26 protein-coding genes are annotated in these 22,698 nt (G+C 35.5%); 16 read left to right on the top strand and 10 right to left on the bottom strand.

Annotated features, from left to right (window positions below; translation table 11 throughout):
• Positions 1-5 precede the first annotated feature (5 nt).
• The 4 genes from FJR03_RS02225 to FJR03_RS02210 form a co-directional block, all read right to left on the bottom strand.
• Positions 6-1,217, bottom strand: a complete 1,212-nt coding sequence (locus tag FJR03_RS02225) for an aspartate kinase (RefSeq protein ID WP_193114039.1) — start codon at positions 1,215-1,217, stop codon at positions 6-8.
• The gene (locus FJR03_RS02220) at positions 1,217-1,687 is read right to left on the bottom strand and encodes an RNA pyrophosphohydrolase (protein WP_193114038.1); all 471 of its coding nucleotides are present in this window, start codon (positions 1,685-1,687) and stop codon (positions 1,217-1,219) included. The genes FJR03_RS02225 and FJR03_RS02220 overlap by 1 nt, the downstream gene beginning before the upstream one ends.
• Before the next feature lie 61 nt (positions 1,688-1,748).
• Entirely contained in the window at positions 1,749-2,891 is a 1,143-nt protein-coding gene (locus FJR03_RS02215; protein WP_255524270.1) for a putative bifunctional diguanylate cyclase/phosphodiesterase, read from the bottom strand.
• A 19-nt stretch (positions 2,892-2,910) separates the two neighbouring features.
• Positions 2,911-4,359 (bottom strand): bacteriohemerythrin, encoded by a 1,449-nt coding sequence (locus FJR03_RS02210; RefSeq protein WP_193114036.1) that lies wholly within the window; start codon positions 4,357-4,359, stop codon positions 2,911-2,913.
• A gap of 93 nt (positions 4,360-4,452) precedes the next feature.
• On the opposite strand from FJR03_RS02210, the gene hemW reads away from it, so the two are divergent.
• The gene (gene hemW / locus FJR03_RS02205) at positions 4,453-5,508 is read left to right on the top strand and encodes a radical SAM family heme chaperone HemW (protein WP_193114035.1); all 1,056 of its coding nucleotides are present in this window, start codon (positions 4,453-4,455) and stop codon (positions 5,506-5,508) included.
• On the opposite strand, the gene FJR03_RS02200 is transcribed toward hemW, so the two are convergent.
• Positions 5,505-5,708 (bottom strand): hypothetical protein, encoded by a 204-nt coding sequence (locus tag FJR03_RS02200; RefSeq protein WP_193114034.1) that lies wholly within the window; start codon positions 5,706-5,708, stop codon positions 5,505-5,507. The genes hemW and FJR03_RS02200 overlap by 4 nt on opposite strands.
• Before the next feature lie 132 nt (positions 5,709-5,840).
• Here FJR03_RS02200 and tatB point away from each other — a divergent pair, with 132 nt between their 5' ends.
• The 4 genes from tatB to FJR03_RS02180 are packed head-to-tail and all read left to right on the top strand — an operon-like array spanning position 5,841 to position 9,007.
• Positions 5,841-6,221, top strand: a complete 381-nt coding sequence (gene tatB / locus FJR03_RS02195) for a Sec-independent protein translocase protein TatB (protein ID WP_193114033.1) — start codon at positions 5,841-5,843, stop codon at positions 6,219-6,221.
• Positions 6,214-7,008 (top strand): twin-arginine translocase subunit TatC, encoded by a 795-nt coding sequence (tatC, locus tag FJR03_RS02190; RefSeq protein ID WP_193114032.1) that lies wholly within the window; start codon positions 6,214-6,216, stop codon positions 7,006-7,008. The genes tatB and tatC overlap by 8 nt, the downstream gene beginning before the upstream one ends.
• The gene (gene queA, locus FJR03_RS02185; protein WP_193114031.1) at positions 6,980-8,026 is read left to right on the top strand and encodes a tRNA preQ1(34) S-adenosylmethionine ribosyltransferase-isomerase QueA; all 1,047 of its coding nucleotides are present in this window, start codon (positions 6,980-6,982) and stop codon (positions 8,024-8,026) included. Before tatC ends, queA begins: the two co-directional genes overlap by 29 nt.
• A gap of 18 nt (positions 8,027-8,044) precedes the next feature.
• A complete protein-coding gene (locus tag FJR03_RS02180) occupies positions 8,045-9,007 on the top strand; it encodes an ABC transporter permease (protein WP_193114030.1) in 963 nt (320 codons plus the stop codon).
• Here FJR03_RS02180 and nusA read toward each other — a convergent pair.
• Positions 9,004-10,143 carry a transcription termination factor NusA gene (gene nusA / locus FJR03_RS02175; protein ID WP_193114029.1) on the bottom strand — a complete coding sequence of 380 codons (1,140 nt, stop codon included), beginning with the start codon at positions 10,141-10,143 and terminating at the stop codon, positions 9,004-9,006. The genes FJR03_RS02180 and nusA overlap by 4 nt on opposite strands.
• A 173-nt stretch (positions 10,144-10,316) precedes the next feature.
• Between nusA and FJR03_RS02170 the strand changes: the two genes are divergently transcribed.
• The 8 genes from FJR03_RS02170 to FJR03_RS02135 are packed head-to-tail and all read left to right on the top strand — an operon-like array spanning position 10,317 to position 15,865.
• Positions 10,317-10,562: an HP0268 family nuclease gene (locus tag FJR03_RS02170; RefSeq protein WP_193114028.1), complete on the top strand. Its 246-nt coding sequence runs from the start codon at positions 10,317-10,319 to the stop codon at positions 10,560-10,562.
• 15 nt (positions 10,563-10,577) lie between these two features.
• On the top strand, positions 10,578-11,882 hold the full coding sequence (gene miaB, locus FJR03_RS02165) for a tRNA (N6-isopentenyl adenosine(37)-C2)-methylthiotransferase MiaB (protein ID WP_193114027.1): 1,305 nt from the start codon (positions 10,578-10,580) through the stop codon (positions 11,880-11,882).
• Positions 11,875-12,498, top strand: coding sequence for a lysophospholipid acyltransferase family protein (locus FJR03_RS02160; protein WP_193114026.1), 624 nt, complete (start codon positions 11,875-11,877; stop codon positions 12,496-12,498). Before miaB ends, FJR03_RS02160 begins: the two co-directional genes overlap by 8 nt.
• Positions 12,499-12,538: 40 nt before the next feature.
• Complete coding sequence (locus FJR03_RS02155) at positions 12,539-12,943, top strand: hypothetical protein (protein ID WP_226962156.1); 405 nt, start codon at positions 12,539-12,541, stop codon at positions 12,941-12,943.
• Positions 12,924-13,760: a tyrosine-type recombinase/integrase gene (locus FJR03_RS02150; protein WP_193114024.1), complete on the top strand. Its 837-nt coding sequence runs from the start codon at positions 12,924-12,926 to the stop codon at positions 13,758-13,760. Before FJR03_RS02155 ends, FJR03_RS02150 begins: the two co-directional genes overlap by 20 nt.
• 23 nt (positions 13,761-13,783) lie before the next feature.
• Positions 13,784-14,791, top strand: a complete 1,008-nt coding sequence (locus tag FJR03_RS02145; protein ID WP_226962155.1) for a hypothetical protein — start codon at positions 13,784-13,786, stop codon at positions 14,789-14,791.
• Positions 14,788-15,318 (top strand): hypothetical protein, encoded by a 531-nt coding sequence (locus FJR03_RS02140; protein WP_193114022.1) that lies wholly within the window; start codon positions 14,788-14,790, stop codon positions 15,316-15,318. Before FJR03_RS02145 ends, FJR03_RS02140 begins: the two co-directional genes overlap by 4 nt.
• On the top strand, positions 15,308-15,865 hold the full coding sequence (locus FJR03_RS02135) for a hypothetical protein (RefSeq protein ID WP_193114021.1): 558 nt from the start codon (positions 15,308-15,310) through the stop codon (positions 15,863-15,865). The genes FJR03_RS02140 and FJR03_RS02135 overlap by 11 nt, the downstream gene beginning before the upstream one ends.
• On the opposite strand, the gene tilS is transcribed toward FJR03_RS02135, so the two are convergent.
• Positions 15,811-16,800, bottom strand: a complete 990-nt coding sequence (tilS, locus tag FJR03_RS02130; RefSeq protein ID WP_193114020.1) for a tRNA lysidine(34) synthetase TilS — start codon at positions 16,798-16,800, stop codon at positions 15,811-15,813. The two genes, FJR03_RS02135 and tilS, sit on opposite strands and share 55 nt — an antisense overlap.
• Entirely contained in the window at positions 16,781-18,109 is a 1,329-nt protein-coding gene (rimO, locus tag FJR03_RS02125; RefSeq protein WP_193114019.1) for a 30S ribosomal protein S12 methylthiotransferase RimO, read from the bottom strand. Before rimO ends, tilS begins: the two co-directional genes overlap by 20 nt.
• Positions 18,110-18,173: 64 nt before the next feature.
• On the opposite strand from rimO, the gene FJR03_RS02120 reads away from it, so the two are divergent.
• Entirely contained in the window at positions 18,174-19,220 is a 1,047-nt protein-coding gene (locus FJR03_RS02120) for a BaiN/RdsA family NAD(P)/FAD-dependent oxidoreductase (RefSeq protein ID WP_193114018.1), read from the top strand.
• Positions 19,221-19,279: 59 nt separating this feature from the next.
• Positions 19,280-19,870: a hypothetical protein gene (locus FJR03_RS02115; RefSeq protein ID WP_193114017.1), complete on the top strand. Its 591-nt coding sequence runs from the start codon at positions 19,280-19,282 to the stop codon at positions 19,868-19,870.
• A 177-nt stretch (positions 19,871-20,047) separates the two neighbouring features.
• On the opposite strand, the gene FJR03_RS02110 is transcribed toward FJR03_RS02115, so the two are convergent.
• A complete protein-coding gene (locus FJR03_RS02110) occupies positions 20,048-21,340 on the bottom strand; it encodes a hypothetical protein (RefSeq protein WP_193114016.1) in 1,293 nt (430 codons plus the stop codon).
• Positions 21,341-21,448: 108 nt separating this feature from the next.
• Between FJR03_RS02110 and FJR03_RS02105 the strand changes: the two genes are divergently transcribed.
• Positions 21,449-21,871: a hypothetical protein gene (locus FJR03_RS02105; RefSeq protein ID WP_193114015.1), complete on the top strand. Its 423-nt coding sequence runs from the start codon at positions 21,449-21,451 to the stop codon at positions 21,869-21,871.
• A 2-nt stretch (positions 21,872-21,873) separates the two neighbouring features.
• Here the strand turns inward: FJR03_RS02105 and fabI are convergent, their stop codons facing one another.
• A complete protein-coding gene (gene fabI / locus FJR03_RS02100; RefSeq protein WP_193114014.1) occupies positions 21,874-22,695 on the bottom strand; it encodes an enoyl-ACP reductase FabI in 822 nt (273 codons plus the stop codon).
• Between the last annotated feature and the right edge of the window lie 3 nt (positions 22,696-22,698).

Genomic DNA, 22,698 nt, shown 5'->3' with positions numbered 1-22,698 from the left:
ACTTACTACTTCTCTAACTCGTATGCATCGTGTAAGCTTCTTACAGCTAACTCTGCATATTTTTCATCGATAACCATAGATACTTTAATCTCTGAAGTTGAAATCATATTGATATTGATGTTGTTATCAGCCATTGTAGTAAAAGCTTTTGCAGCTACACCGGCATGAGACTTCATTCCAACACCTACTACAGAAACTTTACAAATATCTTCGTTATAAGTATCATCTGCAATTTCACCATTTTGTACAAATTCATCTACAACTGCTTTTGCATCATGTAAATCACCAACAGCTACTGTAAAATCGATACTTGTTGTATCAGATGCCGCTTTATTTTGTACGATCATATCTACGTTTACATCAGCTTTTGCTAACTTATTGAAAATTTCACTTGCAATGCCTGGTCTGTCTTTTACACCTAAAAGTGAAATACGAGCTTGATTTTTATCTAATGCAATACCACTTACTAATGGTTTTTCCATAATGTTTTCCTCTTTTGTAATTAATGTTCCCTCTTCATCTGAGAAACTTGATCTTGTTACTAAATTTACATTTAATTTTTTTGCCATCTCTACTGAACGGTTTTGAAGAACTTTTGCCCCAAGAGAAGCTAGTTCAAGCATCTCGTCATAAGAGATTTTTTCCAGCTTATGTGCTTTAGATGTAATTCTTGGATCCGTTGTAAAAATACCAGTAACATCTGTATATATTTCACAAAGGTCAGCTTTTAATGCACCTGCAATTGCTACGGCACTTAAGTCACTTCCACCACGACCGAGAGTTGTAACATCACCATGTTCGTTTACACCTTGGAAACCGGCAACAACTACAATTTTTCCCTCTTTAACGGCATCTTGCATCGATATTGGATCGATATCTTCGATACGCGCTTTTGTATGGCTGTTATCAGTTACGATTCCTGCTTTTCTACCACTCATAGCAGTTGCTTTGTAACCCATCTCTTGAAGCGCAATAGAAAGTAATGATGCAGTTACTCTTTCACCAGAGCTTAAAAGCATATCCATCTCTGCACGAGCAGGAGTCTCTGAAAAATGCTCAGCATATCCTACAAGTTTATTTGTCTCTCCACTCATTGCAGAAACAACAACTACAACATCATTGCCAGCATCTTTTGTTTTTGCAACGCGATTTGCAACGTTTTGAATACGCTCCAAATCTCCAACACTAGTACCACCAAATTTTTGAACAATTAACATTAAAGTAGTCCTTCATCTTTAAAATAATTTATTACGCTTTCATAAACAGGTTTTTTGAAATGTGCAGTTATATCTAACACCTCATCAATATCGACAAACTTATATGAAGAAAATTCAGGGTGATGAGTATCAAGATCGATCTTTGCATCTTTATCAAGTTTCACTAAAAAATATCTCTGAGTCTGCCCTTTGTAAGGCTTCATGCTTTTAGCGATTTTTGCAGGGAAATCGTATGAAATCCACTCAGGATACTCTGCAACTATTTCAGCTGCTGCAGTACCTATCTCCTCCTCCATCTCACGAAAAAGTGCATCAAGCACCTCTTCACCTTCGTCAATTCCCCCTTGAGGAAACTGCCAGATATCTCCAAGGTCATTTCTTTGTGCTATAAAAATATTTTTTTTCTTCGGATACTCATGTGACACAATAATCATAGCCACATTCGGACGGTAATTTTCTTCTATTTTCATATAAGCACCCCATTTAATAATTATCGGGATTATACAAAATTTCTAATTAAAATAATATAATTTATGCTAAAAATACTCTTTCGAACTCTTTTGCAGGAAGTGGTTTAGAGTATATGTACCCTTGAATAAAATCACATCCCATATTTGTTAATATCTCTTTTTGCTCTGCATCTTCAACACCCTCTGCAATCACTTGAATATCAAGTTTATGAGCCATCGCGATCATCGCTTCTGAGAGTACTTTGTCTTGTTGTGATGTTGCTACGTTATCTACAAAAGATTTATCTATTTTTAGATAATCTATATCAAACTTTTTCAAATATGATAAAGCGGAATATCCTGTTCCAAAATCATCGATCGCAACCTCGATCCCTTTTTCTCTAAAAGTCATTAGCTTCTGCTTTACAAGTTCATCCTCTTCCATCAATATACCTTCGGTGATCTCAAGAATAATACTTGTACCGTCTATGCCCGACTCATCAATATGTGACATCCACTCATCTAGCGTTTGGGAGACTTTAAACTGTATCGGTGATTTATTGATACTTACTTTAAACTCTGGGTCATACTCTTCTCTCCACTTGGCAACCTGTGAAACTGCTGTTTTATATATCCAGCTTCCAACCTCCAGTATAAGCCCGCTCTCTTCTGCCAACGGAATAAACTCTGCAGGGCTGATTACACCGTTTTTAGGATGCTTCCACCTTGCTAACGCTTCTGCTTTTACAACTTTACCGCTTCTTGTATCAACAATCGGCTGATAATAAACTTCAAATTGCCCCTCTTTAATCGCCTTATGCATATCACTAAGCATTACATGACGTTTCTGTGCCAACTCTTGCATATAGCTTGTAAAATAATGAAATTGACTTCTTCCACTATGCTTTGCCTGATACATGGCCTGATCGGCATTTCGAAGCAAACTTAACTTGTCTCTTCCATCATCAGGATAAAGTGTAATACCGATGCTTGCAGATATATAAAGTGTTCTTTCTTGAATCTCAAACGGTTTTTTTACCGCATCTATAATATTCTGTGCTATTCGATCGATTACCGTTGTATTTTTAACATTGGGAAGTAAAAGTGTAAATTCATCACCGCCAAACCTTGAAAGTACATCTGTATCTCTTATCTCTTTTTTAATTCTATTTGCGACTTGAATTAAAATAGAGTCCCCTACCACATGACCTAAAGTATCGTTAATATCTTTAAAATGATCTAGGTCAATAAAAAGTACTGCAAAAGGGAGTTGATTTCTTTTTTGAGAGACTGATCGCTTCTTCTAAACGTTTTTCGAACATTTTACGGTTTGCCAGATCAGTCAAGGGATCAAAATTAGCTTGTTTAATAATAATATCTTCAGATTTTTTCTTTTCACTAATATCTGAAAAAAGCCCCACATAATGGTCTATTTTTCCCTGAGGATTTTTTACTACATTGATGTTTAACTCTTGAATGTAGAGTTCCCCATCTTTTCGTCTGTTAATAACCTCACCCGACCAACTATCGTGCTTAAAGAGATCGGACCACATTCTTTGATAAAACTCTTCATCAAGCTCCCCTGAAGCTAAAATATTTGGATCTTTTCCAATGACATCTTTAAGAGTATATTGTGTAATCTCCGTAAATGCAGGATTTATACTAATTATTTTATTATCCTGATCACAAATAAACATCGCCTGAGAACTGTATTGATAGATAATTGATGAGAGTTCCCTTTCAGTTATATCGCTATGGATACCGATAATTCTCTCGGCCATCCCGTCTTCACTGCGCTTGAGTACTTTTCCACGACTTAAAATCCAGTTCCAGCTTCCATCTTTTCGCAAGACCCGATGCTTATTATAATAAAACTCCGTTTCACCTTTTAAGTGAGCTAAAAAGTCCTTTCTCACCCTTTCTATATCATCAGGATGAATTTGTGAAAAATTATCAAACTTCTCTAAAGAGTTTGTAATAACTTTATCAACTACCGAGTCCTCTTTGGAGATACAAGCCTGATCTTTTTTAAGATCGCAATCCCAAATACTCTCATCGCTGTTATCAAGTATAAACTTCCACTTCTCTTCACTCTTTTTCAGTGCTTTTTCCGCTCTTATTCTCAGTGCTTTTTCACGCATCAAATCAAGTGTACGTGTCGAGATATCACTGTACATTTTAAGAACTGTATCGATGAGTGTTTTAATAGAGCCGTTCATAAACTCGTTAGATTGCTTCTTTGCTTCCTCTAAAGAGTGTCCTGCTTCAATCTCTAAAACAACTTTTGCCATCCTCTTATCGGTATCGAGAATATGGTAAGCCAGCCATTGTGCTAAGAAAAGGACAATCTCATAGATCACCTCATCAAACTCTTTATTCTCTTTATTCTCTTTAATCGCGACCACTTCATCCATAAAAGAGCCGTGTGTTTTTTCATGTTCACTGAACCACTCGTCATTTTCAAAGTATTGGCTCCAAACACCCTCTTCCGTTTTAAAGTGATAATCTGCATAATTTGCCAGTTCATCAAAAATATCATTTAGTTCATCTATATTGGAGAGGCTGGCTAGGTGTGCAGCTAGACGGTTTAAAATCTCTACAAGTTTTTTATGTTGCTCATCAACTTTTTCTATTCCCGTTTCAAAATTAGCATCCCACGGAAATATTTCAAATATATCTATATTTTTATCCATTTAACTATCATATCTTAGGTGTAATAACAAATTTCTTAAAGTAAATCTTAATATAATACACATTATAAAACTTTATATCTTCAGAGGAATCCAATGCTACTTTATTTTCATATCCCCTTTTGCGATTCCAAATGTTCTTACTGTGCTTTTAACTCTTATGTAGACAAGTTTCATCTCAAACAAGAGTATATGAAAGCCCTAAAAAAACAGCTGGAGTTTGAACTAAAAAGATGCAAGCCTAAAAAAGAGAGTATCAAGTCTGTTTTTATAGGTGGGGGAACACCTTCAACCGTCTCACCAGAACTTTATAAAGAGATTTTTGAACTTATATCACCCTACTTAAAAAAAGATGTTGAGATCACTTCCGAGGCAAATCCTAACAGTGCAACTAAGCATTGGCTTGAGGGGATGCGGGCACTGGGAGTTAATCGTATCAGTTTTGGGGTACAGAGTTTTGATGAGAAAAAACTCAAACTGCTTAACCGTGCCCACAATCCGAATCAAGCGATTGAAGCTGTAAAAAATGCAAAAAAAACGGGTTTTGAAAATATATCACTTGATCTTATCTATGCAACACTTGGTGATACAAAAGAGCTGCTTCAAAACGATCTGAACCTTGCTTTTTCACTTCCGATCAACCATTTAAGTGCTTATGCCTTAACTATTGAAGAGGGAACTGCTTTTGAGAGTAAGCCACAAATGTCAAAAGAGCAGCTTGAGATTACACAATGGCTTTTTGAAGAGATCGAAAAACGGGGCTTTTCTCAGTATGAGATCAGTAATTTCGGAACATACAGGTCTGTACACAACATTGGATACTGGGAGTATGAGGAGTATATGGGTGTTGGTGCCGGTGCAGTCGGCAGAATAGCAAACAAACGCTATTACCCTCAGCCAGATATAGAAAAATATATTCAAAACCCGATTGATATCAATACCGAAGAGTTAAGTGATGAGGATATTAAAATAGAGAAAATCTTTTTGGGACTTCGATCGATTGTGGGAATTGATAAAAATACTTTAGATAAGCAAGAGATTCAAAAAGCAGACCTGTTAGTCCAAGAGGGAAAATTAATTTTTCAAGAGGGAAAATATTTTAATAAAGAGTATCTCTTAAGTGACGAGATAGCTCTTTATCTGACTTCTTAGTTCATATCTACTTTGATAACGATATCATCACCGTTTTCTACAGCTTGGAAAACATGTTTTTTACAAAATACTTCATTCATATCTTTTGCGATCTCTAAAGCTTGTGTTAAAGCTTCCTCTTTTGTTGCATACTCTACATTGTTTTGATAATCACTTCTTTTAAAACAACCACACTCTTTTTCAATAATTACACGACTCATATACTTCTCCTAATTTTTTCCGAATTTTATATATTTATGCTTTATTTCAATTGAATTTTTTATTCTTGAAGAATTTTTAACCATTCTTTAGATAAAATCACGTCAACTATAATTTTTAAAGGCACTTATATTATGTTTGGTATGGGTTTTACAGAGATACTTATCATCGCCATTATTGCTGTTTTATTTTTAGGGCCGGACAAGCTCCCTAGCACTATGGTAGAGATCGCAAAATTTTTCAGAAGTATGAAAAACACGTTAGGTACTATGAAAAGTACTATAGAGGAAGAGATGCATGTTGCAGATATTAAACAAGAAGCCCTTGCGTACAAACAAGAGTTAGAACGTGCATCACACAATGTTTCAAATGCTGCGAATATCAATTCTCACATAGATAATCTTATGGATGACGAGCCGCAACCTGAAACAAAAAAGGCTTCTAGTGAACCTGAAGAAGTGACTTTTAAGAAAAAGAAAAAAAAGAAAACTGAAGAAGAAAATATAGATGTTTGAAGAGATTAGACCCCATTTAGTTGAGCTTAGAAAAAGATTAGGTATTTCAGTCGGAAGCCTGATCGTATTGTTTTTTGTAATGTTTTACTTCCACGAACCGATCCTTGATTGGATGGTATCACCACTGAATGATGCCTTGATCGAAGTTGGTAAAAAATCTGTGCATGCAGCTGACGGTATGGTGACAACGAGTCAAGTGGGTGGTGCATTCTTTGTAGCGTTAAAAGTTTCGTTTTTTGCAGCTATTTTAGGAGCATTACCTGTTATTCTTTCTCAAATCTGGATGTTTATAGCACCGGGCTTATATTCACATGAAAAGAAGATGCTCATACCATTTATAGTGGGTGGAACATTTATGTTCTTGGTAGGCGTTTTATTTGCCTACTACATCGTTACCCCTTTTGGTTTTGATTTCTTGATCACATTTGGTTCTTTTAAATTTACACCGCTTATTAATATTGAAGATTATGTAGGGTTCTTTACAAAGATCATGTTTGGTTTCGGTCTTGCGTTTGAGCTCCCTGTTTTTGCATATTTCTTAGCTCTTTTAGGCTTAGTTGATGATAGACAGATGGCAGCATTTTTCAAATATGCAATCGTTATTATCTTTATCGTAGCAGCACTTTTAACACCGCCGGATGTTTTAACTCAGCTGCTTATGGCAGGTCCGCTTATAATTCTTTATGGTTTTTCTATCCTTATAGTTAAGATGGTAAACCCTGCTCCGCCTCTTGAAGAAGAAGAGGATGATGAGGAAGATGAAAAAGAGGAAGAAAGTGCAAGATAAGGCACTTCTTACTTCTAGCTATGATTTTCATCTCCCAGATGAGCTCATCGCTACTCACCCTGCAAGTCCTAGAGATCATGCAAAACTTTTGGTATATGATCGCAAATCCGATACTATTACCCATGCACACTTTTACGATCTTGAAAAATTTATTCCCAAAGATTGTGCCCTTATATTTAACGATACGAAAGTTATAAAAGCAAGACTTTACGGTCATAAGCCAAGCGGTGGAAAAATTGAACTGCTTATAAACCGTGCATTAAATGCAAACGATGTTCATGTATATATCCGCGGGCGTGTAAAAGAAGCTCAAGAGATACTCTTTGAGGAAAATCTCAAAGCGGTTATTAAAGAGCTTAAAGATGACGGTACACGTATAGTAAACTTCTTTCATAATGAGCAACTTCTCCGTTTTGAAGATCTTTTACCAATCATCGATAAAATAGGTCATATCCCTCTGCCTCCATATATCCAGAGAGAGGATAATGAAGAAGACGCTACAGAGTACCAAACAGTGTTTGCCAAAGCTGAAGGTGCCGTAGCAGCTCCAACTGCCTCGCTTCATTTTACTCCCGAACAACATGAGAGAGTATGTAAAAACCATAAGCACGCTTATGTTACTTTACATGTAGGAAGCGGAACATTTAAACCTGTTGAAGCGGATGTAATCACTGAGCACCCTATGCACTCTGAGTTTTATGAGATCTCTGAACAGGCGAAAGAGATTTTAGATTCCGATCAGCCAATTCTTAGTGTAGGAACAACATCAACAAGAACCGTAGAGTTTTATGCAAGACATAAAGAGCAAACAAGCGGTGAAGCGAATCTTTTCTTACATCCAAACAATAAACCGCTTCGAGTGAATCATCTCCTTACTAACTTTCACTTGCCAAAATCAACACTTATTATGTTGGTAGCTTCTTTTGTAGGACTTGAAAAAACTTTAGAACTATATGAGGAAGCTATTAAAAATAAGTACCGTTTTTATTCTTACGGTGATGCGATGCTTATCATCTAAGATGGTATAATCTTTCTCATGAATGTGTTTATAAAAAAAATCTCTTATATATTTGGGATGTTACTGCTGATCTCAATTATCTCATTTTTAGCAATCCATGCGGCACCTAACAGCTTTTTTGGTGCCGGTGAACTAAACCCTAATATGACACCCGAAGCAATAGAGAAACTCAAAGCAGTTTACGGTTTAGACAAGCCTCTGCTTACTCAATATACCGACTGGGTAAGTAATATGGTGCAACTAAATTTCGGCATCTCTTTTGTAAGCGGTGGGGATGTAGCTTCTGAAATCCTAAAGCGACTTCCGATCACACTTACAATTAACATAACTTCACTCGTATTTGTATTTATTCTCTCTTTATATCTCGGTATAAAGGCAGCTCTAAACTATGAGAAAAAATCTGATCTAGCTATTAGACAACTTTCACTTTTATCATTTTCTATGCCCTCTTTTTATTTGGCCCTGCTTCTGATCATAATTTTTTCGGTGAACTTCAAACTCTTTCCGATCGCAGGTCTGCACTCTGTAGATATTGAAGGTGAAGGTTTAAGCTATTATCTTGATATGCTCTGGCATTTGGTACTGCCAATTTCCATTATGATATTCGGGGGACTGGGAAGTATGATCATCTACATCCGCTCACTGACACTAGAGATACTTAAAAGTGATTATTACTATTTTGCACGCTCACGCGGACTCTCTACAAAACAACTTTTACGTTACTATATTTTGCCGAATCTTTTACCGCCGATCGTGACACTACTCGGTCTTTCATTACCTGCTTTAATAGGTGGGAGTGTTATTTTAGAATCAATCTTTGGAATAGACGGGATGGGACAGTTCTTTTATATAAGTGCACTTTCACGTGATTACCCGACTATTATGGGGATCCTTATGATAAGTGCTTTTTTAACGCTTCTTGGAAACGTGATAGCGGATTTAATCCTTTTAAAATTAAATCCATATATGCACAAGGCTTAGTTAAATAAAGCCTCTAGTGCATCTACACCATCTTTTTCTTCCTCTTGTTCAACAGCAGCGTTTTCCGGAGTCATAGAGTCGTTTTCAACAAGTTCAATATCCATACCACATAACATAGAAGCAAGACGGATGTTTATACCGCTTTTTCCAATCGCTTTAGATTTTTGATCACTTGGAAGAGTTACAACAGCTTTTACATTTTTTCCCTCTTCATCTTGTTGAATTTCAACATGAGAGATAATAGCAGGGCTCATTGCACGAGAGATAAAAAGCTCAGGAATATTCGTATACTCGATACAGTCGATATTTTCACCGATAAGCTCTTCACTTACAGAGTTGATACGTACCCCTTTTACACCAACAGTAGCACCAACTGCATCAACTTGCGGATGTGTAGAGTAGATAGCAATTTTTGCTCTCTCCCCAGGGATACGAGCAGATTTTTCAATAACAACACTACCATCTTCAATCTCAGGTACTTCAAGCTCTAAAAGTGCTTCTAGGAATTTTGGAGATGTACGTGAAAGTTCAATTTGGATACCGTTTTCTTTATCCATATTTACACGACGAACTACAGCTTTTAGTACATCACCAACTTTAAATACTTCACCTTTAATACGGCTTTTCATAGGAAGTACGGCACGGATCTCATCTACTTCGATATATGTTGCGTTGTTTGAATCCACACGTGTCACACGACCGTTTACAATAGTTCCCACTTTTGATTTGTATTTACTAAATACTTCATCCTCTACCATTCTTTGGATATGGTATTCAATTTCACGGTGAAGTTGTGAAGCAGCAGTTCTGCCGTAATCTTCCAGATCGTGTTCCTCTTGAAGTTGGTCTCCAAGTTCTACTTGATCATCGTAACTTCTTGCATCACTGATTGCCATGTATGCAGGTGCAGTCTCTTCATCTTGTAATTTTTCATCATCGTCTGCTACGACTGTAATTGTTTGAATAATTTTTATTTTTTTATTGATCTCATCTACTTGTGCTTCAAAAGCAAAATTTGGATTGATTACTCTCTTTGCAGTTTGTACAAAAGCTGTTTTTAACGCTTCTAAAACTTTTTCCGGTTGCAAACCTTTTTCATTTGCAATAGCTTCTGCGATATCTAATATTTTTTCCACAGTAATATCCTTTGTTTTTGTAAGAAATCTGACAATGATAAGTAATAATTGGGGGATTTCTTATTTGATAGTGTGAAATTGTACCGAAGTTGTTATAAAAACATCTTTAATCGGACTTTTATTACAAATTAAGTATAATTCACGAACTATAAAAGACTATATAAGGAAAAGTTATGGATTTAAAGCTTGTAAGAATGGAGCTAGACGCTAAACCTAAGAAAATTGACTTAGCAAAAATCGAATCTTTAGTTGAAAAAGAGAAAAGTGTAATTCTTTATTTTGACAGAGAAAACTCACACAAAGATCTTTTAGCATTACAAGATCACTTTGAAGCTGAAGGAAAAAGCTTCTACATGAATGAAGTAAAATACGCATTAAGCGATAACGATTACATGTACCAAGTACATATAATGGCGTAAACAGAGAGAAAATATATGAGTAAAAAGTTATTTATTGAAACATTAGGTTGTGCGATGAATACTCGTGATTCAGAGCATATGATAGCGCAGCTTAAAGAGCGTGAAGGGTATGATACAACGACAGATCTTAAAGAGGCTGACCTAATTTTAATAAATACATGTTCAGTACGTGAAAAGCCTGTACAAAAACTTTTCTCGGAACTGGGTGCTTTTAACAAAAAGAAAAAAGAGGGAGCAAAAATAGGTGTTTGCGGCTGTACAGCTTCACACCTCGGTGATGAGATCATTAAACGTGCTCCTTATGTAAGTTTTGTTCTGGGTGCTAGAAACGTTTCTAAAATCTCTGAAGTGCTTCACAAGGATAAAGCAGTTGAGATCGACATCAACTACGATGAGAGTGAATTTGCTTTTGACGATTTTCGTACATCTCCGTATAAAGCTTACATAAACATCTCGATCGGATGTGACAAAAAATGTACATTTTGTATCGTTCCAAAAACTCGCGGTGAAGAGATCTCCATCCCCGATGAGCTAATTATCCAAGAGGCACAAAAAGCTGTTGATACAGGTGCAAAAGAGATCTTCTTACTTGGACAAAATGTTAACAACTACGGTAGAAGATTTTCAGACTCTGAACATGAAAAAGTAAACTTTACGAAACTTTTACGCCGACTTTCAAAAATAGAAGGCTTAGAGCGTATCCGTTTTACTTCACCGCACCCATTTCATATGGATGATGAGTTTATCGAAGAGTTTGCTTCAAACCCTAAGATCTGTAAATCTATGCATATGCCGCTTCAATCAGGTTCAACAAAAGTACTAAAAGATATGAAACGCGGATACACGAAAGAGTGGTTTTTAAACAGAGTTGAAAAACTGCGCAAAGAGTGTCCTGATGTGAGTATCTCCACAGATATCATCGTTGCTTTCCCTGGTGAGAGTGAAGAGGATTTTGAAGATACATTAGATGTTATGAAACAGGTGGAGTTTGATCAGATCTTCAGCTTTAAATATTCAGCTCGTCCACACACCGAAGCGGAACACTTTACAAATGTAGTTGATGAAGAGATAGGTTCTGCTAGACTTTCTCATCTTCAATCAATGCAAACAGAGATAATAGATAAAAATATGCAGAAACATCTAGGTAAAACGTATGAGGTTTACTTTGAAGACCTTAACCGTGACAACTATGTTTCAGGTCGAACAAATGCTAACCTTGTTGTTAAGGTAAAAGGTTCAGAAGAGCTTTTAGGAAAATTTAAAAACGTTAAAATTACACAGATTGGACGTACAATCTGTACGGGGGAGATAGTTGAGTAAAAAACTATCTCGCTTTTTAGCGCTTGTATTTATTCCGCTTCTAGGATCGCTTCTGATCCGTTTTTTATACCGAACAAATAAAAAAATATACCACTCTCCCGAATCAATTTCTGGGGACCCTATTATATTTGCATGTTGGCACGGAGAGCTTTTAATGCTTCCATATCTTTACAGCCATTATAGAAAAAAACCTCATGCTAAAGTTTTAATCTCACCCCACTTTGATGGAAAACTGATCTCTAAAACGATCTCATACTTTGGGCTAGGTACGCTTGCAGGTTCGAGCGATAAATCTCCTGCAAAAGTACTGATACAAGCGATTAAAACTTTAAAAGAGGGGTATGACATAGGTATAACACCTGACGGTCCTAAGGGGCCTCGCCATGAAGTAGCAGATGGTATAATAGTTATGGCACAAAAAGCAAAAGCGAAAATAGTGCTTGTAGAGATCAAACCTACAAAGTACTGGCAGTTTAATTCTTGGGACCGCTTTACAGTTCCAAAACCTTTTGGTACAATACATTACTACTCCACACAAGAGATAGATATAAGTGGGATGGAACTTGAAGCTGCAAGAGCTCTAATAAAAGAAGGTTTACTTAAACATGAACATTAAAAATCTCTTTATTTTTATAGCCGTTTTTATAGTCTCTTTTATGATACTTTTCTTTTTAACAAATCCCTCTTACGAAAAATCTCTTGAAGCAAAATACCACTACGAAATGGGTGATTACAACAAAGCATATACACTTGCAAGTGAAGCTTTTTCAGAAGATGTCTACAACAGAATGGCTTCAACTATAATGGCACAATCAAAAACTTCTATGAAGTATGAAAAATACATCAAAGAAGCAAAACAATACCTCAGAGAGATTAACGAGATGATTTCTCAAGATACTATTGATGATGCACAAAGAGCTAGAATAAAGCTTATGAGTGAAATTATGGTTGAGAGTTATATAAAACTTGCTCCTAGCGTCATAACAAATAAAGAGCTTGTCAGCCAAGCAGCAAAATATCATAAACAGTTCGAGAAAATCCTTGAAAAAGTCGATAGATGAGTATAAAGAAAAGTTTTTAGAACATCTAAAAAACTACAAGGGCTACTCAGACCTAACTATAAAAACCTATAAAGAGGCTTTGGATGAAGCCCTTGGTATTATAGAGGTTGTTGAGGAAAAAGATCATCTTCTCTTTAACCTTATGCCCTATCGCATCCATATCTCCTCCCTACAATCTAAAACAATCAGTAAAAAATTGAGTGCCATTAGAAGCTTTAGCGAGTATCTCGGTGAGCTGCAAATCAAAGTAACTCTCAAAGCTGATGAGAGTGTAAAAGTTGCTAAAACACTCCCTAAACCGATTGCACATAAACATATTATTGAAGCTCTGCAACAAGCCGATCTGCATGAAAAAACCATTATAACTATTCTTTATACTATGGGGCTTCGTATATCTGAACTAGCAAACCTGAAACTAGAAGATATATCTGATCAGTGGATACGGGTTATCGGGAAGGGAAACAAACAAAGAGATATCCCTATAATAGAGTCAACAAAAAAAATCCTAGAGGAATATTTACGAGATTTTTCGCCAAAAAAATTTCTTTTTGAGAAAAATGGCGAAAAATTAAGCGAAAATAGTCTAAGATATATCATAAATAAAGTTTTTGCTAGAATTTCATTAAAAGTAACACCTCATCAACTGCGCCACTCGTATGCAACATCTCTTTTAAACGGTGGAGCTCCTATTGTTGATGTAAGTGAACTTTTAGGACATTCTTCGATGGCAACAACGCAAATCTATACGAAATTAGGTAGTGCCTTGAAAAAACAAAACTATGACAAAGCACATCCGTTATGTGGGGTTAGTTCTTAGTGCTAAGTAAAATACTGGAGTCTTTGTACTTAAAAGTTTTTATTAACATTATTGTTGAAAGATCTAGTACGACTATTCATGTGGAGGTACACTCAAAAACAAATGAGGTCTCTCACTATGAACATGTTTTTCAATCTACTAAACTCACAGAAGAGATATATGAATATATCACAAGTCATATAAGCGAATCTCCCTATTATTACATCTCATTTTTAGACACATCTCATGAACAAGGTGCACTACCAAGCTGCGATAAAAACAAACTTTCGCAGTATCAAGATCTCTCAACTACCGAATACAGATGTATCAATAAAAGCTGGACAACATACACTTCTAAAACAGATCTTTATGAACTTGAAAAAAAATATGAAGATATAGGAATAGACTTTATATTTTCACCGTTTGTGGTTTTAACAAAGTTTTTTAAAGATAAAATCGATAAAAACCTTGCAATGTTTGTACTCATAGAAGACAGTTCTTTATCTCTTGCTGTTTTTGAAAATTCAGAACTTCTGTTTGCAGAACATCTTGATATGGAGGTCGATCTGGAATCTGAGAACATGGCTTTAGATGATCTAGAAGATGAAAAAGATTTTGAGCTTGAACTGGATGATGAGGGGATAGTTCTTGATGATATGGATGTTGATGATGAGCTTGAAGATTTTTCCGATATTGAAGATCTTGACTCTTTAGAAGATATTGACGAGTTTTCTGAAGGCAAAGACTTAGAAGAGGAACTTTATGAAAATGAAGTTCGAGAAAACACAACAGAAACACCTGAAAGTGATGATTCCCATTTTAATGAAGATTATCAAAGATTCTCTTTAATACAAAATGCATTTAACCACTTTTATAAAGATACGCGATATGAGAGTAAATTTATAGAAAACATCTACATTGCAGACAATACACACGTAAGCAATGATCTTAAACGTTATCTTGAAGAGGAGATGTTTTTAAATACATACATCAGAACTGTCGATTTAGGAGCAGAGATCTGTGAACTTGCAAAAGAGGAGCTTGGTTTATGAAATACAGTTATATAAAACCAAGAACGAAAACTCCTTTTACCCAAGAACTTAAACTCTTGGTAACCTTTTTTTCAATGACACTTATTATGATCTTTTCTACTTTCATTTTTCTGGTATATAAAGACTATAGCTTCCAAAAAGAGAAAGCTGAAACTATTGAAGCACGATTAGAGTTGCAAAAAGATATAGAAAATATGAAAAATCAGATAACATATATTAAAAAACAAAAAGATCTCTCTGAAAGAATTTTTACGAAAAACAGTGTTTTAAAAGACTCTATAACAAACCTTTTTGATCTTGTTCCCGAACGTATAACACTTTCAGAGGCAAAACTGCTCGAAAATGGACTAGTCCTTTACGGTATTACACCAAATAAAGATGTATACAACTTTATGTTACAAGCACCTTTACGCTCCATTTTTCACAAAACATACAGCAGTTTTTATCCGGCAGGAAACGGTTGGTTAAGATTTGTATCTACCAACTACATCGATGAGATGGATCAGGAGTTAGAAAATGAGAATTAATATCCCTCGTCACTATCTTTACCTCTCATTAATTTCGATAGTATTACTTATATTTGTAATTGTTTTTTCATTTACACTGCTTATTCCAAAAGGGAAAGAGTATAGAATTGAAAGACTGGATTTTAAAACAGAGCTAAGAGAGTATAATAAATACCAAGAGTTTTACGATGAAACACTCGATGTACTAAAAGATCTCCAAAGCAAAAATAGACACATTATCCAGGCCTTTGATAAACCTTTTAATCCTCAAAGATTTGAAAAGCAACACAAGACTTATTTTTCTGATTTGAAAATCTCTAAAGTTGATCGAACACAAAACGAGGAAGGTTTTGCAGTATATGAAGTAAATACTACTTCAAAAATAAGCTCACCGACTAACTTCTATGACTTTTTAGATGCAGTTAACAAAGGGGATTGGATCATAGCTGTGAACTTTCCTATAGTTTTTAAAAGAGAGGGGGAGATGATTAACTCCTCTTTTACTATGAGAGTTTACTCTAACAATAACGATACAAACTCTACTGCCTCAAAATCTGAAGCTAAATAGCCTCGAAGCTTCACAGGTACTCTCAGTAAACGGAACTTCTCTTTTAGCTCTTTATCCAAGCCTACTGCTTGAATATAAGGTGCTATAAATACATTTTCACTATCTTGTGTGACGATATATTTTCGCCCTATCACTACACTCTCATTTTTTAAAAGCTCTTGTTTTTCATTTGCCGTTATCAACTCTCCGCAAGATTTTAAATATTTGTCTATATGTACAAGGTTTGTTCTTCTATCTTTCGATTCAAAATACGCCAGCTGATTTACCACTTTCAGTTCAATCTCTTCTATCAGAGAGTCTATATCCTGATCTATATAGCTAAAACTTTTTTCTATCCCGCTTTTATATTTTTGCAGAAGCGGCTCAGAGAAATTATGACGAAAATAGTTTCTCTGAAAACGCTCATCACTGTTTGTTTCATCTTCAAAATATTTAATCTCTTTAGAATTGAGATATTCAAGTAATTCCTGCTTATCTAGATGAAGTAATGGCCGTACAAGATTATAGTTCTCTCTATTCTCAACTCTTTTCATCCCTGAGAGTTCAACACACCCTGCACCTTTACATAACTGCATTAAAAACCACTCCAGTCTATCACCCAAATGGTGTGCAGTTAAAAGGTATTCATATTCATATTCTTCAATCAGCTCTTCAAAAAAACCGTATCGCAGTGATCGAGCTTCAGCTTCAAAGTTTTTCGTAATTTTTGAAGCTGTTTTTTCATGACAAGTAAATCCATACTTCTCTGCCAATACTTTTGCATAAATGAGTTCATCTTTACTCTGCTTACGTACACCGTAATCAACAATAGCGATATCAAATTTAATATTATTTTCTAAAAGGAGAAATAGGAGTGCGGTAGAATCCCCTCCGGCAGAAAATGCCAGAAGGTTTTTAGAGTCTTGTAAAAGCTCTTTAGTTGTTTGAAGGAGCATTGTCCACTGTTGCCATTAGAATATCACCGGCAATTCCAGTAATTTTAGCTTTATAAGGTTTCCCGAAAACAATCTCGGCATCCTCATCTGTTCTGTCATTAACAAAGATCTCACCGTCAATATCTCTGTCCCAAAGTAGTTCTCTGGCACTTAAAAGATACTCATGTTCGTCACTCTCGCCGTCAATAACGATATCAACCTCTTTACCGATTTCAGCCTCAAGTGATTCAAGTGTAACTTCTTTAACAATTTCACCCAAAATCTCGGCACGTTTTGCAATAGTCTCATCATCGATCTTATCTGCCATATCATAAGCAGATGTTGTCTCTTCATCAGAGTATGCAAAAACATTCACACGATCGAAGCCAAAACTTTTGGCAAATTCACACATCTCATCAAACATCTCCTGTGTCTCCCCAGGATGCCCCACGATAAAACTTGTTCTTACAAAAGAGTTTGGCATATTTCTCATATAGTTTAATAACTCTAAAGTTTTCTCTTTGCCGAACCCACGCTTCATAATACGTAACATATCATCGTTTATATGTTGGATCGGCATATCGAAATAGTTATGGAATACTTCACTTTTCTCAATACGTTTGAGTAAATTAAGCGATGTAGTTGATGGGTATAGATAAAGGATTCTTGCAGACTTTACACCTTCGATCAGCTCAATTCTCTCAATCAGAAGTGAAAGTCCATCTTTTACATTTTTATCCCTTAAGTATGAACTTGAATCTTGAGACACAAATGAAAAATCCCAGTACCCTTGTGCGACTAAAGATTCTACCTCTTTTGCGATCGAATCAAGCTCGCGAGAGTTTAATTTTCCTTTGAAACTTGGAATAGCACAAAATGAACACTGTTGGTTACACCCTTCACTCAACTTCACATATGCATGATATGATGAACCTGTAACTACTCTTTCAGCTCCGTCAATAAGATATACTTCATCACTAAATCTGCTTTTTTTCTCTGCTAAAAGCTCATCAATCTTATCGTAGTCACCAACACCTGTAAAAATATCAACTTCAGGAATCTGTTCTTGAAGCTCCTCTTGATATCTTTCACTTAAACATCCAGCCATAACTAAAACAGAATCATCTTTTCTCGCTTCATCTAAAGAGAGAACCGTATTTATAGACTCTTCTTTTGCAGCATCGATGAATCCACATGTGTTTACAATGATCACATCTGCATCTTCATTGTTGTCTGTTAATTCAAAATTTTTGAGTCGTCCCATCATAACTTCAGTATCTACAAGATTTTTTGTACATCCTAGTGAGACTATATGTAGTTTGTTTGCCATTACCCTACTTTTATTGTTTTTGAAATTATATCTTATTTTGGGTTCATCAGTTATAATTGCATTTATGAAAAACTACGATGTACTTATTTTAGGGGCTGGCGCTTCGGGACTTATGTGTGGAGCCAACCTTTCTAAAAATCTCTCCGTTGCCATTGTTGAAGGAAATGACAAAGCTGCAAAAAAGCTCAAAATTTCCGGTGGTGGGAAATGTAACATTACAAATGTTAGTGTCAAACCAAGCAATTTTGACGGTGACAAAGAGCTGATCAAACAGGTTTTTAAAAAATTCAATAAAGAGAAACTGCTTCGTTTTCTAGATCGTAATCATATTGACCTTGAAGTACGTAAAGAGCGTTACTATTTTTGTAAACATTCTGCACAAGATATCATCAACCTGTTATTACAACTAAATGAGCAACACCACTTTTATCTCAATCATAAAATTATATCTCTAACAAAAGAGGATGATCTTTTTGTACTCAAAACAGATAAACAGCATATAAAAGCCAAAAATGTAGTTGTAGCCACGGGTGGGAAAAGTTTTGCAAACCTCGGTGCAAGCGATATCGGTCTGGAGATTGCTAAAAGTTTTAAGCTTGAAGTAAAAGAGTTCACCCCTGCCCTAGTCGGACTTACTGTGCAACCAAAAGAGGCATGGATGAAAGAGTTAAGTGGTCTGAGTACCTATGTAAATATAAAGGTTGGAGACAAACTTCTCAAAGAGGAACTTCTTTTTACCCATAAAGGACTCAGCGGCCCAGCCGTCTTATCGGCTTCTTTGTATTGGAATAAAGGCGACATTAGCGTTAATTTTCTCCCTGAGGAGAAAAAAGAAAATCTTCCAAAACGCTTGAGTAATATAATGAAAGACAAATCCCTTACAAACTACAAATTTTCTCCTGCAGGCAACTATGGTTTTACAAAAGCGGAAGTTTCTCGAGGCGGTGTTCTTGCAAATGAGTTAGATTTTAAAACTTTAGAGTCAAAAAAGGTAAAAGGGCTTTACTTTATAGGTGAAGTTGTCGATGTTACTGGGGAACTTGGTGGTTATAATTTTCAATGGGCTTTCTCCAGTGCTTATTTTTGTGCCAAATGCATAAAAGTATCATAGTTTAAAGATACCATAAAAAAGTATGATGTATAATCATCTATTATGCGAAAGGGAAAAATATGAAAAATAGTTTAACGAAATTAGCTTTAGCTACTTCTATCGCGGCTATGCCTTTATTGGCTGACGACACTTTCAAGAATGCAAAATCATTATTTGCTATTGAGGGTGGCTACAGTGACTTAGGTGTCAATGTGTACGATTCTGGAGTCGGTATCTCTAATTTAGGTAAAGAGAACGGCGGAATGGGGACTATCGGTATTAAAGTGGGTGCGCAAAGTGAAAATTACAGAATTTTCATTAGTGCAAGACACTATGATACAGATAAATTAAGCAGATTAAACACTTATGGCGCTGAAGCACAATATATGTTTAACTTTTCAGAACCTGTTAACTTCTTTGTTGGTATCAATGGTGGTATAGCTAACCTTAGAGTTAGCAGTACAGCGACATATGATACAGCTTATGATAACTTAAAATATGTTGGTGGTGATTTAGGTTTTAACTATCATGCTACTGAACTTGTTGATGTGGAACTTGGATATAGATTTATGACATTTCCGGATGATATAGAACGTTCAACTTACACGTATCAATTCGATAGACTACAAACGTTTTATGTAAGTGCTATCATTAAATGGGATATGGATTAATTTCCTATCTCATTTCCTCTTTTTTTATCTTCCAATATAACAATTCAATTATCATCCAATAAAAATTAAGTTATCATCTTATAAATTTAAAATTTTAGTAAAGCAGTAAATTATTTTTAAGTAAATAGAGAAGAAGTTTCAACTCCAAAAAGGAGTTGAATTTAAGAAAGTTATTTCTTAGAAGTTTACAGTGATGTAAGCGTTAACTCTGTTTGAAGCATCAATATTTTTTCCTAAATCAGTGTAGATATATGCTAATTTAAGATCTAAAGGACCATAAGTTCTGCTAGCAGCTACTGCTACCTCAGTTAAGTCTTGTGAACTAACTAGTTTATCATGGTCTGCATATGTATATTGAGCAGTTAAATCAGTACCTGCTAATGTAGCATCTACACTTGCTTTATATGCAGTAGTATCTGCTGTTGTAACTTGACCAAAGTTACCACCCCAGAACGCTTCAGTATAAAGTTTAGACTGAGAGTTTGCATGAGTACCAGTACCAGTACCAATATTTTGTCCATGTAAATCACCTTTATCAGATGTTTGAGAATAAGCAACTTTAAAAGTAGCCATATCTTTCATCTCATAACCAGCCATTAAAGCGTATGTACCACTTGAATCACCATCACCAACTTTTACTGATGTATACTGAGCACCAGCTAATAAACCAGGAACTTTTTGGCATTTTAAATCAGCTTGTAACCAATATGCTTTTGCAACATTTACTACATCATAATACCAAGCTTGTGCAGTTAATGGTTTAAAAGAGTTATTAATTGCAGCAACTGCATATGCACCGCTTTTACCTAATGTATTGAATTCACCATTAGCATTCACAACTGGTGCCACTGCTAAACCAAGATCATTTACATTACTGCTAATGCCACCACCGTTTGTATTACCAACATATGCACCTACTAAAGTAGTATCTGGAATATCCTGGTTCATTACAACAGCAGCTTCAAAAGTATTTTTTTCAATTGACCATTTTTCAGTAAATGCTATTGGAGTATCAAGTTCCATACGACCAAGTTTAATAGTAGTTTTACCTGCAGTAGCAGCAACCCATGCTTCATTCATCCAAGAAGCATTTTCAACTTTATGACCACCAGCATAATTAGATGTACCGTTATCTGTAGCAGTGTGAGCAGAACCCCATACATTTGATACAAACACATTCTCTAAACCTAAAGTTGTTAGAACAGTATACCCAGCACCTGCACTTAAAGTAACCATATCATTTTTTATTAAATCTGCAGTAATATTTAAGTTAATTGATGCATCAGCAGCAGAGTTATCCTTGCCAAATAAATCATCTTTATTAGCCATTGTTGGATCAGCATACCCAGCTTTAGCATCTGAAGTACTATAATAAAGATTAGCATCTCCACTAACTTTTACGTTGTCAACAGCGAATGCAGCTGAACCAGCAAGTAATGCAGCTACTAAACTTAATTTTGTAAATTTCATATATTCTCCTTGTTTCTTTACAAATTTCATATGCAGTATAGCACACCCTATTCTTAATTTATCATTAAAACTGTTTATTATTTACGCATCTTTAGTTAAAATGACGTTATGAAACAAAAAACACATATCACATTATTTACATTTATCACATTTTTGAGTTTAACTGGATGTAGTTCAAACAGTGCTGTTTCCCCGACTCAGAATGATGAATTAAATAGTGTCAGTCCAACAACAAGCAACAAAAAAGCCGGTTTTATGCAGAACTCTTTAGATAATTGGCTTAAGGATGATTGGTCTCCAGCAGTAGAGAAAGATCCGGAAATTCAAAAAAAGTATATGACAAAAGAGGTAGTGACTGTAAAGGAGAGTAACACTACTAAAGAAGAGGTAAAATATACTGAAAGTAAAACAAAGGGATTTACACTACAAGAGTATGTAGATAAGATTGGAGCATATCAAAAGGCTAAGCCTAGTGATGAAAACAGTTCCCATCAAAAGCAGATGGAAACTTTACCTGTTATTGGGAAGTGAAATTATTTCACATCCCAAGAAAGAACAGTTTTTCCTTCATCGTTTGACTCAACTGCAGCCATTCCCATAACATTATAACCGCTGTCTACATAGTGTACTTCACCAGTTACACCAGAAGCTAAATCACTTAAAAGATACATTGCAGAATTTCCAACCTGATCGATTGTCACATTTCTTTTTAGTGGAGAATTAGTTTCATTCCATTTTAGTATCTGTGAAAAATCACCGATTCCCGCAGCTGCTAAAGTTTTAATAGGACCTGCAGAGATTGCATTTACACGTTGCCCTTTTTTACCTAAATCTACCGCCATATATCTCACAGTAGATTCTAGAGCAGCTTTTGCAACACCCATTACATTATAGTTTGCTACATATTTAGGTCCGCCTAGGTATGAAAGTGTAAGGATAGAAGCATCATCTGCTAAAACACTCTCAAGACGGTTTGTTAAATCAATTAAAGAATATACTGAAATATCCATTGCAATTCTAAATGCCTCTTTAGATGTTTTCATAAATGGTTCAGATAAAGCCTCTTTTGGAGCAAATGCAACAGAGTGTACTAAAAAGTCGATTTTTCCAAAGTCTTTTTCAATTTTTGCCGCAATTCCTGCCATATGCTCTTCATTAGATACATCTAGTTCATATACATAATCACCACTACCAAACTCTGTAGCAATAGGCTCAACTCTTTTCTTAAGAGCATCATTTAAGTATGTAAATGCAAGTTCAGCACCTTGTTCTTTACAAGCTTTTGCAATTCCATATGCAATCGATTTATTATTAGCAAGACCTACGATTAGACCTTTTTTACCTTTCATTACCATCTT

It is taken from the genome of Sulfurimonas marina (genome assembly GCF_014905095.1).
Lineage (GTDB): Bacteria > Campylobacterota > Campylobacteria > Campylobacterales > Sulfurimonadaceae > Sulfurimonas > Sulfurimonas marina.
This window is presented reverse-complemented; position numbering and strand designations above follow the sequence as displayed.